The organism is Thalassospira sp. SN3W (assembly GCF_038070535.1).
GTDB lineage: Bacteria > Pseudomonadota > Alphaproteobacteria > Rhodospirillales > Thalassospiraceae > Thalassospira > Thalassospira xiamenensis.
In genome coordinates this window covers 1,143,041-1,157,315 of the sequence record NZ_CP121124.1, presented here as the reverse complement: position 1 = coordinate 1,157,315, position 14,275 = coordinate 1,143,041, and the positions used below count along the sequence as shown (strand labels likewise).

The following is a 14,275-nucleotide window of genomic DNA, read 5'->3' as shown; positions in this document are numbered from 1 at the left end:
CTGCACCCCAAGGTCAAGGCACCGTATCTGACCGGTCTCCCCAAGACCATCTGTCCCCAAAAAGCGTGGGGCGGGCAAATCGCCCGCCGCGCGCTTTTTCTTTGTGGGGCCTGACCCTAGAGACTGAAGATCGGTGTTGGCGTTTCGCGCCCACGCACGGTGACTTCACCGCGCGCTTGCCAGGCAAAACCTTCCTCGCAGGCCCTGACGGTATCCTCGGTCGCAAGGATGTAGCTGCCATATTGTTTGTTTAGCTGTTCCAGCCGGGCGGCAATATTGACATTGTCACCATGGACGGTGAAGGTCAGACGGTTTTCCGATCCAACCGCACCGATCACGATATCGCCGGTATTGATCCCGCAACGGGTTTTGAGCCGGCCGCCATGGCAAAATGTGGTTTCAGCACAGACCCGTGTGATATCAATTGCTGTCCGTACTGCGTTTAATGCGTGGTCGGGATCGGCTTTTACCGCGTTGAAGGTAATCAGCATTGCGTCGCCCTGAAATTGGGTGATCACGCCACCATGTTTATTGATCACATTGCTGGTCGCGGCGAAATACTCGTTGAGCATTGCAGCAAGTTCTTGCGGGCTCAGCTTTTCGGAAACGCCGGAAAACCCCTCGATATCGGTAAACATGATGGTGGCCCTTGCGGCTTCACCATCGCCAGGTTTGATTTGCTGGTTTGCGTGGGTAATGCGCGCGGCGACCTCGGGCGAGATAAAGCGTGACAGCTCGCTTGCCGCGATTTCATCTGTGACGGCACGGGTGAACGAACGTTGTGCGCGCAAAACTGCAATCGCCAACACGGTTGATACCAGAACAATGGCAATGATCTTGTCGATCTCGGCCCCGATCAGGATCGAATTGGATGTCAGATAGGTCACATAATCCCGCGTGATCATGCTTTGGCCGCGTTCGCTCCAGATCACATAGAAGACCAGTATCAGCCAGCCAATTGCCGCCGTTGCGCCCGCCAGCAAAATATAACGCGGGTCAAACCGCAGGGTGCGCAGCGAGATGAAGATGAACACATAGATCATGGTCGGCGATTTGAGATAGAAGCTTGCCGGTTGCATATACTGGATATGGAAGCTCCAGATCAGGACCATTAGCAAACCAATATCGACAATAACCGACAGGGTCAGGAACCAGTTTGACAGGCTGCTGCGATAAGACAGTGCCAGTCGGATAAAGGTGAACATGAAATATAGTCCCAAAGCCCATGGGACAGGATGAATTCCGGTGTTCATGAATGTTTTGGGTGAGACGGCGTAAAGGGTCGCAAAGATCGTCACCAGCAAGAGCTGCACCCAGCCGATCAGTTTTTCGCTGTCTTGCTGCTGATGGGCGATTGCATCACGCACACGGTCTGGCAGTTGATCCTGTGCCGGTTTGCCAAACAGGAACTGACCGATATTTTTCTGCATGATTTTTATCCCCGATTACCAGGCGCATATCCGCGCAAGCTTCATACTGCGTGGTTTCGGTGAGACTGCCAAGGTGAAGTCGGGGTGCGGCGGGTCACAGTTGCGCGTGGTGATGGTGAGGATATCGTCAGGGCAAAAAAAAGCCGGGCAAATGAATGCCCGGCAAGTTTATCAGGGAGGCTTCACGTCTGGGAGACGTAGGACCCTTCTCAGGGCCCTGGGTATGCCGGGCAGGGCGCCCGGCAAAGACCGAAATTCGGTCAGGGAGAAAACTCTGTACCGCGATGCGGTTGTTCACCGCTGCGGTTCGAAGAGGAAGATAGCGTTTTTGACGGGAAACACCACTGTCAAATTGCTCATTCAGCCATGCGTAAATTGCATAAATCTTGGGCTGCGAAAATTTTTCCTGTAAGTAACTGAAATATATAAAATATTTATGGATTCTAATGCGCTTGTTCCCAATCTTTTGATCAGTTTACTGCCGCTTAATTGTGCGAATGCGAAAAAAATGCCGGTAGCTAGGGGAAGCTACCGGCAAGATCAACAGGGAGGCTTTAACGTCTGGGAGACGAGGAATCCAAGGAAGATTCCAAGCCGAATAACGTTTCGGCGGACGGATCATGCGGAGATCAGGAAAAGGTGAAAGCGCTCTTCGCGTTTGCGGTCGCTAACAACTTCTGATGTGAATATACGCATATGATCTTACGCTTAAAAATAGAATAACGACAATCCAACCATGCGCTCAGTGCATGGCGAAAAAATGTCAGTAAATTGAAGCTATTATGACTGCGTTTTCTTGAAAGGCCCGATTTTGCATCCTGATAAACCTGCGCATCATGTCAGTGATTTACTAATGCGCGCTCAGGTTTGGCCGTCGTCGGTATGTCATCGTGCGGGGTGCTGTAAATCAAAGGTTGTATTGTTCCGTTGAGACGCAAGAAAAAAGCCCCGCAACCAGATTTGTTGCGGGGCTTTGGATTCTCTTGCTGCCGTTTGCGTTAGTCAGCGGCAGCGGCAGCATTGACTTTTGCTTTGACCTTGTTGATTTCCTCGATCAGGAAATCACGGAACACCGCAATGCGTTTGGAATGGCGCAGTTCTTCGGGATAAACGAAATAGGCATCGAAACTTGGCCCTTCGAGTTCCGGCAGAATGCGGACCAGATTGCTGTCGGCGGGCAGCAGGTAATCGGGCAGAGCTGAAATACCAAGCCCGGACTCGGTCGCACGGAAGATACCATAGATATTGTTCAGCTTCAGGATCGGCCGCATGTCCGGTTTGAACTGCTGGGCGACGGCCATCATCCAGTTGACGTTGGAAACCGGCGGGCGCGCATCCGCACCATAAATGATCAGGCGATGATCTTTCAGGTCTTCGGGTTTCTTCGGAATGCCGAACTGCTTGATATATTCGGGGGATGCGAAGACATGATAACGCAGCGTCATCAGTTGACGCTGCACCAGATCGGCCTGACGTGGGGGCTGCATGCGGATCGCAACATCGGCCTCGCGCATGGCAAGATCGAGTTCCTCGTCGTTGAGTACCAGCGACAATTCGATTTCCGGATAGCGTTCAAGGAATTCGTTGATCCGCGGTGTCAGCCAGGTTGAGCCAAAGGCGACCGTGGTGGTGACCTTCAGCGGACCGCTGGGGCGTTCCTTGGATTCGCGAATGCGGGCTTCGGCCATGGAAAGCTTGGCAAACACATCATGGGCCGTGCGATACAGAAGTTCACCCTGCTCGGTCAGGATAAGGCCGCGGGCGTGACGATGGAATAGCGGCACCTTGACGCTTTCTTCAAGTGCGCTGATCTGCCGGCTGACAGCCGACTGGCTCAGATTGAGATTTTCCCCCGCGTGTGTGAAGCTTCCCGCTTCCGCAACAGCGTGAAAAACACGCAGCTTGTCCCAGTCCATAGACCTGCTCCTAATGTCACTGTCGCGCTATTGCCGCAACAGTCCCCTGATACTTCTTTATCTTCTTCTTAGAAGCATTTGGTTTCCACACTGTTAAGCCGCATGCGGAATTGCTTCCAAACTGATATCATTAGATCAATATGAGGCCTTTGACGCGATCTGCAAGCAACCAATTGCGAAAGTGGTGATTTCGTTCACGCCGAATTCGTAAATGAACTCAGGGGATTGCCCGGAAACAGCGTATTCGTGCATTGCGAAAAAGGTTGTATTTCCGTCTAACGCACAGAAAAAAGGGGCACCATCAGCACCCCTTTATCATATCTGGTTCTCGTGTTGCCGTGTTTATTCGGTGTGCTCGGCAATAAACTTTTCGGCTTCGAGGGCGGCCATGCACCCCATGCCTGCTGCGGTAACCGCCTGACGGTAAATCTTGTCGGTCACGTCGCCTGCGGCAAAGACGCCCTTGACGTTGGTTGTGGTGCTGCCCGGTTTGACAAGGATGTAATTTTCGTCATCCATGTCGATCTGTCCTTTGAACACGGCGGTTGCCGGATCATGGCCGATCGCAACAAAGAAACCATCCGCAGTAATGTCTGTCAGATCGCCGGTTTTTACATTGCGCACGCGAACGGCTTCAACGCCATCCATCGGGCCGTCACCGCCAAGAATATCGTCAATGACGCTGTCCCAGACGACGTCGATCTTTTCATGCTTCAGCAGGCGATCCTGCAGCATTTTTTCCGCGCGCAATTCGTCGCGACGGTGCACGAGCGTCACCTTCGAGCAGATCCCGGCAAGATAAAGAGCTTCTTCAACCGCGGTATTGCCGCCCCCAACAACCACAACCGGTTTGTTGCGATAGAAGAACCCGTCACAGGTGGCACATGCGGAAACACCGCGACCGTTGAATTTTTCTTCGCCCGGAAGGCCAAGCCAGCGGGCCTGTGCGCCGGTTGAAATGATCACGCTTTGGGCAACATAGACATCACCCGAATCGCCTTTGCAGACGAAGGGGCGTTTCGAAAAGTCGACTTCGGTGATCAGGTCGTGGACCATTTTGGTTCCGACATGCTCGGCCTGCGCCTTCATCTGATCCATCAGCCACGGGCCCTGGATGACATCGGCAAAGCCGGGATAGTTTTCAACATCTGTCGTGATCGTCAACTGACCACCTGGTTGCAGGCCCATAACCATCATGGGTTCCAGGTTGGCGCGTGCAGCATAAATCGCTGCTGTGTAACCGGCCGGGCCGGATCCGATGATGAGGACTTTGGTGTTATGTTCCTGGGCCATGTGCTTTGCATATTGTGGTCGGTGAAAAACAGGTTTCGAACATATGGGGTGATATGGCATTGCGCAACCGCCTCGCACGATGTTTTGCAAGGTTTTCGGAACTGTGTCCGATGTTGCTTTTCAGCCTGACATTCCGATTGGCGGAAAATAGCGGTTTGCAACGTTTTGATACAAAATTGTGCAGTGCATTTGTACGCGTTACAAAAGGGCAGATTGCATTCTGCTGCCGAATATATTATTGCCAGCGTACTGGCCCCCTGTAATATTGTTTCGTCCGGGGTAAGTTCAGCGCACAGAATCGAGGGATAAATGCAACGGGTCAAACTCGACAAGATCGACCGCAGAATTCTGCGCGATCTCCAGGAAGATGGCCGCATGACCAATGTGGAACTTGCACGCCGTGCAGGTATTTCTGCGCCACCCTGTCTGCGTCGTGTCCGTGCGCTTGAAGAAGCCGGTTTCATTCAGGGCTATCATGCCGATGTTGATGCGCAGGCGCTTGGATATAATGTAACCGTGTTTGCGCTGGTCGGTCTTGCAAGCCAGGCTGAACATGATCTGCGCGCCTTTGAAGGCCGTGCCGCTGCATGGCCGGAAGTGCGCGAATGTCACATGGTTGCCGGTGAAATGGATTTCCTTTTGAAAATCGTTTCACACAGCTGGGACGAATATCAGAAGTTTCTGACAACCGAACTGACGGTTGCGGAAAACGTCAATCACGTGAAATCGGCACTCTCGATTCGTACCGCCAAAAACCAGCCCGGTGTTCCGATTGATATCGAGGCCGAGGACTGAGCTGAATTGCATCAGTCCGATAGATAAAAACCGGCACCTTCGAGGTTGCCGGTTTTGTTTTGTCTGCGTGCCAGAAACAGGTTTGTCGTTAATCAAAGCGGAGCCAATCATGTGACTGGCTCCGCTTTGAGACGCCCGTTATCCCCCCGGCCGGGCGTCGCACGCTGTTGGTGTTCTCGATCTTTCCAGAACGATCATTTCAGAATGATGCCAAAAAATATTATGAATTCAATTCTTTGTCACGTGCTTGATGATCAGTGGTTTTATTGGCCAAGGTTCTTTAACTCATCGCCATCAATTTCATACTGCAGGGCGCCGGAGTTACGCGCGCCTAGCCGTTCGTAAAACCGGCAGGCGGCCTCGTTGCGATGCAGGACGGACCACCACATTGAAATATAGCCGTGATCCAAGGCGTATTTGCCAAGAGCCTTCATCAGTTTGTTGCCAACTTTTTCCGAACGCATGTCTGGCACAACATAAAGTTCGGTCATCCATAACCCGATTTTTGAATAATCCGGGTTATAGAACGGCTGAACGATCGCCTGTCCGACAGCGCTACGCCTATCCCATGCGATCAGGCTTTTGATCAGTGCCTTGGGCCCGAACATCATTTCATGGATGCTTTCGGTCGTATGGGGCGGATTGTCGTAATCAAGTTCGACATGCAGGGCATTGGACATGTCGGCGACATGGACGCTGTCTTCCGGGCGGGCGTGGGAAATGATGATGTCAGGTGTCATGGCAAATGCTTGTGCAGGGTATTTGGATCAAAAAAAACGGCCCGATAAACATCGGGCCGTACTTTCGCAAGATATCATAACCGGATCAGGCGAATTCGACCTTCAGGATCTCGTAGCTCTTCGTGCCCCCAGGCACGGTAACTTCTACGGATTCACCAACAGCCTTGCCAATCAGCGCACGGCCAATCGGGGATGTTGTCGAAATGCGACCGGAATTGATATCTGCCTCGATCGGGCCGACGACCTGATAGGTGGTTTCCTCGTCGGTGTCCTCGTCGACAAGATGCACGGTCGCGCCAAATTTGACGACCGATCCAGCCAGCGACTTGATATCGATGACTTCGGAGCGGCTAAGAACATCTTCCAGTTCGGCAATTCGACCTTCGCAGAAGCTCTGTCGTTCACGCGCGGCATGGTATTCGGCGTTTTCCGAGAGATCGCCATGCTCGCGCGCTTCCGAGATCGCCTTGATGATTTCAAGGCGTTCGACGGATTTGCGGTGCTTCAGCTCTTCTTCGAGGCGCTGATGCCCTTGCGGGGTCATAGGTACTTTTTCCATCGCGCTCACAGCCTATTCTTATTAGCGATCGATACTACAAAATCGACCGCCCGGCAGATACCGCCGGGCGGTCTAAACTCGTTGAACGGGTTCGAAAAGGAACCTCAGTACTCGTCCCCAAGATATTCCTGAACGGGTCGCACTGCAAGTGCTCCGCGTTTCAGGTTGTCGATGGCACGCAGGGTGGCGCGGGCACCGGCAATCGTGGTGTAGTACGGAATATCGTTGCTGAGTGCCGTCCGCCGGATCGAGAAACTGTCGACCACAGCCTGTTTGCTCTCGGTGGTATTGAATACCAGGTTGATATCGCCGTTCTTCATCATGTCCACGATATGGGGACGTCCTTCCTGTACCTTATTGACCGGGGTGACGTCCAGCCCTTCTTTTTCAAGAGCTTCGGCAGTGCCATGCGTCGCAACAATCACAAAGCCAAGCTCGATCGCGTCGCGTGCGAGTTGAACAGCGGCCGGTTTGTCATAGTTTTTGACTGACATGAAGATCTTGCCAGATTGCGGCAAATCGTGACCCGCCGCCATCTGGGCCTTGGCAAAGGCGCGACCGAAATCGGTATCAAGGCCCATGACTTCGCCGGTTGAGCGCATTTCCGGGCCAAGCAGGGTATCGACACCCGGGAAGCGGTTGAACGGAAGCACCGCTTCCTTGACCGCAATATGCTTGAACGGACCTTCGTTGATCTTGAAGTCCGAAAGCTTTTCGCCTGCCATGATGCGCGCGCCGATTTTTGCAATCGGGTTGCCGGTGGCCTTGGCAACAAACGGAACAGTACGCGAGGCACGCGGGTTGACTTCGATCAGATAGATCACATCACCCTTGATCGCGAACTGCACGTTCATCAGACCAACAACATCAAGCGCCTTGGCCAGTTGCACGGTCTGTTCTTTCAGGCGATCAATCATGTCCTGACCGAGCGAATAGGGCGGTAGCGAGCAGGCACTGTCACCGGAATGGATACCGGCTTCCTCGATATGCTGCATGATGCCCGCGACAAAGACATTTTCGCCGTCCGAAACCGCGTCGGCATCAATTTCAATCGCATCCTGAAGGAAGCTGTCGATCAGAACCGGGCTTTTGCCCGAAACCTGAACGGCTTCGGTCATGTAGCGCAGCAGGTCTTCGGTGGTGTGAACGATTTCCATCGCACGGCCGCCCAGTACGTAGCTTGGGCGGATAACGATGGGGTAACCGATGCCTTCGGCGATCTTGACGGCTTCGTCGACCGAACGGGCAATGCCGTTGGCCGGCTGTTTCAGGCCCAGCTTGTGGATCAGTTCCTGGAACCGGTCGCGGTCTTCGGCAAGGTCAATGCTGTCCGGGCTGGTGCCGAGGATCGGAATGCCGGCCTTTTCAAGTGCGGCTGACAGTTTAAGCGGGGTCTGGCCGCCATACTGAACGATCACGCCCAGAAGTTCGCCTTTGCTTTGCTCAAGCTGGCAAAGTTCGATCACGTCTTCGGCCGTCAGTGGTTCGAAATACAGGCGGTCCGAAGTGTCATAGTCGGTGGAAACCGTTTCCGGATTGCAGTTGACCATGATGGCCTCGATACCGACTTCACGAAGCGCATAGGCCGCGTGAACACAGCAATAGTCGAACTCGATGCCCTGACCGATACGGTTCGGGCCACCGCCAAGAATGATGACTTTCCTGCGATCGGTGACTTCGGCTTCGTTTTCCGGTTCAAAGAAACCGTCGCCTTCGTAAATCGAATACATATAAGACGTGCGTGACGGGAATTCGGCCGCACAGGTATCAATGCGTTTGTAAATCGGGCGAAGGTTCATAGCTTGGCGAGTTTCGCGCACGGCGTCTTCTTCGATGCCAGCCAGTTCCGCCAGACGCGCATCCGAGAAACCGAGTTTCTTGAGACGCAGCAATTCCTGCTTGTCCTTAGGCAGGCCTTTGGCACGAACCTGTTCTTCTTCGGCAACCAGCATTTCGATCTGGCGCAGATACCATGGGTCAAACTTGGTCGCCGACTGGATTTCCGAAAGAGTCAGACCGTGACGGAATGCCTGTGCCGCATAAAGAATGCGGAACGGCATCGGTTGCGTCAGTTTTGCGCGGATCGCGGCCTTGTCCGGCGCGCCTTCGATTTTCACTTCGTTCAGACCGGTCAGGCCGGTTTCCATCGACCGCAGGCCCTTCTGAAGGCTTTCGGCAAATGAGCCGCCAATCGACATGGCTTCGCCAACCGACTTCATCGCCGTCCCCAGAAGCGCCTGGGCACCCGGGAATTTTTCGAAGGTGAAGCGCGGAATTTTGGTGACGACATAATCGATGGTCGGCTCGAACGAAGCCGGGGTGACACCGGTAATATCGTTATCAAGTTCGTCAAGCGTGTAACCAACAGCCAGTTTGGCCGCGATTTTGGCAATCGGGAAGCCGGTCGCCTTGGACGCCAGTGCAGACGAACGCGACACGCGCGGGTTCATTTCAATAACGATCAGGCGGCCATCATCGGGGTTGACCGCGAACTGAACGTTCGAGCCGCCAGTATCCACACCGATCTCGCGCAGGACCGCCAGCGAGGCGTCGCGCATGATCTGGTATTCCTTGTCCGTCAGGGTCAGGGCCGGGGCAACGGTGATCGAATCCCCGGTATGAATGCCCATCGGGTCGACGTTTTCGATAGAGCAGATGATGATGCAGTTATCCGCGTGATCACGGACGACTTCCATCTCGTATTCTTTCCAGCCAAGAATGGATTCTTCGACCAGAACCGTATGGGTCGGCGAAATCGCCAGACCATTACGAACGATCTGTTCGAATTCTTCGCGGTTATAGGCAATGCCGCCGCCTTCACCACCAAGGGTGAAGCTCGGCCGGATGATGGCAGGAAGACCGGTGGTTTCAAGGGCGACAACGGCTTCTTCAAAGGTACGGACCATTGCGGAACGCGCGCTTTCAAGGCCGATCTTGTCCATGGCTTCGCGGAAAAGCTGACGGTCTTCGGCTTTTTCGATCACGTGCTTTTTCGCACCGATCATCTCGACGCCATATTTATCAAGCGTGCCATCGTCATAAAGTGCCAGCGCGGTATTCAGTGCTGTCTGACCACCCATGGTCGGCAGCAGGGCATCCGGGCGTTCCTTTTCGATGATCTTGGCAACCATTTCAGGTGTAATCGGTTCGATATAGGTCGCATCGGCCAGGTTCGGATCGGTCATGATCGTTGCCGGGTTCGAGTTGACCAGAATGACGCGATAGCCTTCTTCCTTCAGGGCCTTGCAGGCCTGTGCGCCTGAATAGTCGAATTCGCAAGCCTGACCGATCACAATAGGACCGGCACCGATGATAAGAATGGATTTGATATCTGTACGTTTCGGCATGTCTTTTTCCGCTTTTGGCGTGGCGGGCGCGATTGCTGCACCGCCCGAAATTAAGTCCGTTAATCGCTTGTCGCTGATGTTGTCGCGCTATCAGGCTTTCGCGTCTTCGATCAGGCTAACGAAACGTTTGAACAGGTAATGGCTATCGTGCGGTCCCGGGGATGCTTCGGGATGGTACTGAACCGCAAACACCGGCTTGTCTTTCAGGCGAAGCCCGGCAAGGGATCCGTCAAACAGCGAGAAGTGCGTTGCTTCAACATTGTCGGGCAGGCTGTCCTTGTCGACGACAAAGCCGTGGTTCTGGCTGGTGATTTCGACGACACCGGTTGTGGTGTCCTTCACCGGATGGTTCGCACCGCGATGGCCGACATCCATCTTTTTGGTTTTCGCACCAAGGGCGAGCGCCATCATCTGATGACCAAGGCAGATGCCGAAAACCGGTTTGCCGCTGTCGATCAGTTTTTTGATGGTCGGAACCGCATATTCGCCGGTTGCCGCCGGATCGCCGGGGCCGTTCGACAGGAAAATCCCATCAGGGTTCATCGCAAGTATTTCTTCGGCGGACGTCGTTGCCGGAACAACCGATACCTTGCATTCAAGGGCGGCAAGATTGCGCAGGATGTTGCGTTTCACACCGTAATCGATGGCAACGACATGGTGTTTGGCATTGCCCAGTTCGCCGTAACCGCCTTCGCGGGTCCACAGCGTTTGATCCCAGTCATAGCCTTCGGTGCAGCTATTGTCCTTGGCAAGGTCCATGCCTTCAAGGCCCGGCCATTCATTGGCCTTGGCGATCAGGGCATCGATGTCGAACTTGCCATCCGGGTTGTGGCAGATCACACCGTTCGGTGCGCCTTCGTTCCGGATGCGTTTGGTCAGGCGTCGGGTGTCGATACCGGCAATACCGATCCGGCCATGTTTTGCCAGCCAGTCATTGAAATGCCCCTGTGAACGGTAGTTGGACGGCTCGGTAATGTCCTGGCGCAGGATGCAACCAAGGGCGACGGGGGTGGTGTTTTCGATATCCTCGTCATTGGTGCCGACATTGCCGATATGGGGGAAAGTAAAAGTGATCATCTGCCCGGCATAGGACGGGTCGGTCATGATTTCCTGGTAGCCCGTGATCGAGGTGTTGAAGCAGACTTCACCAACAACCTCTCCTCGGGCACCAGCGCCTCGTCCCCAGAAAACAGAACCATCGGCAAGTACCAGAACGGCAGAAGCACCAGGAGGCGGGGTGTGCGTGGGCGCTGACATTGGCGAATGTCCTTTCGATCTTTCCACGGTGAGACACGGAATCTTTATATATAATAATTACGAGCAGGCCGAGAAAAACGGCCCAATTCCCCTGCATATCGGGCATGCGGACATGGCAAGGTATCCCCAGTCGCATCTACCGCAACGCCAAAAGACGTCGGTACAATATGCTGAAAGCGGGTAAAAACCTCATCCCGGCAGGCAAATTGGCGGATGTCTACGGGAGTCGTGCTGCCCTGTCAAGGATGCATCCAAACTTTTATTTTTCCTTTTAAATCAATAAGTTAAATGGAAAGGTTTTCTTTGCCTAGATGGCGCTTTTGGGGTATGTTCGCTCCTTTCTTCCACAGAATCAGAGACAAGCCATGCTGCGATCGCAGCTTACAGACGCTTTGAAAAAGGCCGTCCTCGCGAAGGATGCCGTATCCGTGACTACCGTGCGCCTGATCCTGGCAGCACTCAAGGAACGCGATATTGCGGCACGCGGCGAGGGGAACACCGATGGCATTTCCGACGAGGAAATCCTGACCCTGCTGCAGGCGATGGTCAAACAGCGTCGCGAAAGCATCGAAATGTACACCAAGGGCAATCGCCCCGAACTGGCGGCACAGGAAGCCGCAGAGATCGGTGTGATTGAACGGTTCCTGCCCAAACAGATGTCCGATGATGAAATCGAGGCGGCTGTTAAGGGGGTGGTTACCGACCTTGGCGCGACCTGCCTGAAGGATATGGGCCGGACGATGGCAGCACTTCGCGAAAAATACGCCAGCTGCATGGATTTCGGCAAAGCCGGCGGTGTTGCGAAAAAACTTCTCGGCTGATTTCGAGAATAGCTATTTTTAATGGAAGCCGGGCGTGTAAAATCGTCCGGCTTTCGTCGTCCCTAAGCCCGGATTCCAGACAATGGAACAATTAAAGGGTAAAACGGGACTTGGTATCAACATGATCACGGGATCGGGACAATCATGAGCTTTCCCCAGTCGTTTCTTGACGATCTGCGGGCGCGCGTCGGACTGGCGGATATTGTCGGTACGTCGGTGAAGCTGATTAAACGCGGCCGGGAATATTCCGGCCTGTGTCCGTTCCATTCCGAAAAATCCCCCTCTTTCACGGTTAACGAACAAAAGGGATTTTATCACTGCTTTGGCTGTGGCGCGCATGGTGACGTGATCAGCTTTGTGATGAATACCCGCGGCCTGACTTTTGTCGAGGCGGTCGAGGTTCTGGCAAATCAGGTGGGCATGGATGTTCCCAAACCATCACGTGAAGCCCAGGAGCGTGAGAAAAAGGCCAAAACACTTTACGAAGTGATGGAAGCGGCCTGTGTATTTTACGAACGCGTGCTTCATATGCCCGAAGGCCGCGATGGGCTTGAATATTTTCGCCGTCGTGGCCTTGACGATAAAACGATTGCGGATTTTCGACTGGGCTTTGCGCCTGATAACCGTGGGGCGCTCAAGGCTGCCCTCAAGCGCGAAGAGTTTGACGAGTCCCTGATGATCGAGGCGGGGCTTCTGATCGAGCCCGAAGATCAGGGACGCCAGACCTATGACCGATTCCGTGGGCGTGTGATGTTTCCGATCCTTGATCGGCGTGGCAGGGTCGTCGCTTTTGGCGGGCGTGTCATGGGTGACACTAAGCCGAAATATTTGAATAGCCCTGATACACCCTTGTTTCACAAGGGCCAGCTCCTTTATGGCCTGCCGCAGGCGCGTGAAGCCAGCCAGCAGGATGCACCGATCATCGTGACCGAGGGTTACATGGATGTGATTGCCCTTCATCGGGCCGGTTTCCGCGGGGCGGTGGCGCCTCTTGGAACTGCGGTCACAGAGGAGCAGATCGGCGAGCTTTGGAAAATGACCAACGAGCCGATCCTGTGTCTTGATGGTGATGCCGCGGGTAAGCGTGCGGCGGTGCGTGCCGCGGAACGTGCGCTTCCGATCCTGCGTCCGGGCAAATCATTGCTGTTTTCAATTCTGCCCGAAGGCGAGGATCCCGATAGTCTGATGGCCGGGGCAAACGGTTTTGCCAATTTCCGCAAGATTCTCGATATGGCGGTGCCGCTGGCCGAACTGGTTTGGCGTATGGAGGTTGCCGGGCGGGCAACCGATACACCGGAACGCCGTGCCGCCCTTGAGGCCGATATTCAGAAACGCATTTCGGCAATCGGTGATGATGCCGTCAGATCGCAATACCAGTCGATGTTTCGTGATCGTATCTGGCAGTTGTTCAAGGGGGATCGTGCCACAGGCGGAGCAGGGCGCGCCGCGCGCAGTAGTGGAACATACCAGAACAAAAAATTTGCCAGGGGTGGCAAGGGCGGAAAAAAAGACTATTTCTGGGAACCAGCGGGCAAAGCTGTTCCGGGGATGTTGCGTCCGCCCATGCATAAGCGACGGAGCCTGCAGGATTGTATTTTGCTGGTGACGCTGATCAATCATCCGCATTTGCATGATGATGTTGGCGAACGGCTCGGAATCTACTCTTGTGCTGACTCCGAACTTGACAATCTTCGTCGTGCCGTCTTAAAGCTCCTTGACGGTGATCCCGGACTTGATTCCGATGCAATCAAGGCCCATTTGGAGCGCGACGGGCTGTCAGAGACAGTTTTGCGGGTGGTAGGTGCGGATATTTTGGCGCACGCCGCTTTCGCTAGGCCCGAAACGCCGCTCGAACGGGCTCGCGCGGGTTGGGAACAGGTTTTTTCTATGGCTGTAAGCTCCCTGGAGGACGAAGAGGCAAAATACGCCGTCCGACAGTTGGCAGCAGATATCAGCGAGGAAGAATGGGAAAGATTTTCGCATAGACGCGACGATCTGGCCCGGCGCCGGGAAAAAGTGTTTAAGCTCGACGACTGATCGATGCATGCGTTTGTGTGCGGGATCGGCGTTCGGGCTATTTGTGATTTGCGCTGAGCAAAACAGTGCTTGGGATAACA

Annotated in this window: 10 protein-coding genes; 3 read left to right on the top strand and 7 right to left on the bottom strand. The window is 54.2% G+C overall.

Annotated features, from left to right (window positions below):
* Positions 1–116 precede the first annotated feature (116 nt).
* From P8T57_RS05100 to trxB, 3 genes are all read right to left on the bottom strand, one after another.
* Entirely contained in the window at positions 117–1,430 is a 1,314-nt protein-coding gene (locus P8T57_RS05100) for an adenylate/guanylate cyclase domain-containing protein (protein WP_341364799.1), read from the bottom strand.
* A gap of 998 nt (positions 1,431–2,428) precedes the next feature.
* Positions 2,429–3,346: a LysR family transcriptional regulator gene (locus P8T57_RS05095; protein WP_007089855.1), complete on the bottom strand. Its 918-nt coding sequence runs from the start codon at positions 3,344–3,346 to the stop codon at positions 2,429–2,431.
* Positions 3,347–3,688: 342 nt separating this feature from the next.
* Positions 3,689–4,639, bottom strand: coding sequence for a thioredoxin-disulfide reductase (trxB, locus tag P8T57_RS05090; protein WP_007089854.1), 951 nt, complete (start codon positions 4,637–4,639; stop codon positions 3,689–3,691).
* Positions 4,640–4,948: 309 nt separating this feature from the next.
* Between trxB and P8T57_RS05085 the strand changes: the two genes are divergently transcribed.
* Positions 4,949–5,434 (top strand): Lrp/AsnC family transcriptional regulator, encoded by a 486-nt coding sequence (locus P8T57_RS05085; protein ID WP_007089852.1) that lies wholly within the window; start codon positions 4,949–4,951, stop codon positions 5,432–5,434.
* A gap of 263 nt (positions 5,435–5,697) precedes the next feature.
* Here P8T57_RS05085 and P8T57_RS05080 read toward each other — a convergent pair whose 3' ends face one another.
* The 4 genes from P8T57_RS05080 to carA all read right to left on the bottom strand — a co-directional run bounded on the left by P8T57_RS05080 (position 5,698) and on the right by carA (position 11,337).
* Positions 5,698–6,174: a GNAT family N-acetyltransferase gene (locus tag P8T57_RS05080; RefSeq protein WP_341364798.1), complete on the bottom strand. Its 477-nt coding sequence runs from the start codon at positions 6,172–6,174 to the stop codon at positions 5,698–5,700.
* An 85-nt stretch (positions 6,175–6,259) separates the two neighbouring features.
* Entirely contained in the window at positions 6,260–6,733 is a 474-nt protein-coding gene (gene greA, locus P8T57_RS05075) for a transcription elongation factor GreA (RefSeq protein WP_007089850.1), read from the bottom strand.
* 104 nt (positions 6,734–6,837) lie between these two features.
* Complete coding sequence (gene carB, locus P8T57_RS05070; protein ID WP_230729468.1) at positions 6,838–10,080, bottom strand: carbamoyl-phosphate synthase large subunit; 3,243 nt, start codon at positions 10,078–10,080, stop codon at positions 6,838–6,840.
* A gap of 90 nt (positions 10,081–10,170) precedes the next feature.
* Positions 10,171–11,337 carry a glutamine-hydrolyzing carbamoyl-phosphate synthase small subunit gene (carA, locus tag P8T57_RS05065; protein ID WP_230729467.1) on the bottom strand — a complete coding sequence of 389 codons (1,167 nt, stop codon included), beginning with the start codon at positions 11,335–11,337 and terminating at the stop codon, positions 10,171–10,173.
* Between the two features lie 365 nt (positions 11,338–11,702).
* On the opposite strand from carA, the gene P8T57_RS05060 reads away from it, so the two are divergent.
* Together P8T57_RS05060 and dnaG are read left to right on the top strand one after the other, a co-directional pair.
* Positions 11,703–12,158, top strand: coding sequence for a GatB/YqeY domain-containing protein (locus P8T57_RS05060; RefSeq protein WP_007089847.1), 456 nt, complete (start codon positions 11,703–11,705; stop codon positions 12,156–12,158).
* A 144-nt stretch (positions 12,159–12,302) separates the two neighbouring features.
* The gene (gene dnaG / locus P8T57_RS05055) at positions 12,303–14,195 is read left to right on the top strand and encodes a DNA primase (protein WP_007089846.1); all 1,893 of its coding nucleotides are present in this window, start codon (positions 12,303–12,305) and stop codon (positions 14,193–14,195) included.
* Positions 14,196–14,275 lie beyond the last annotated feature (80 nt).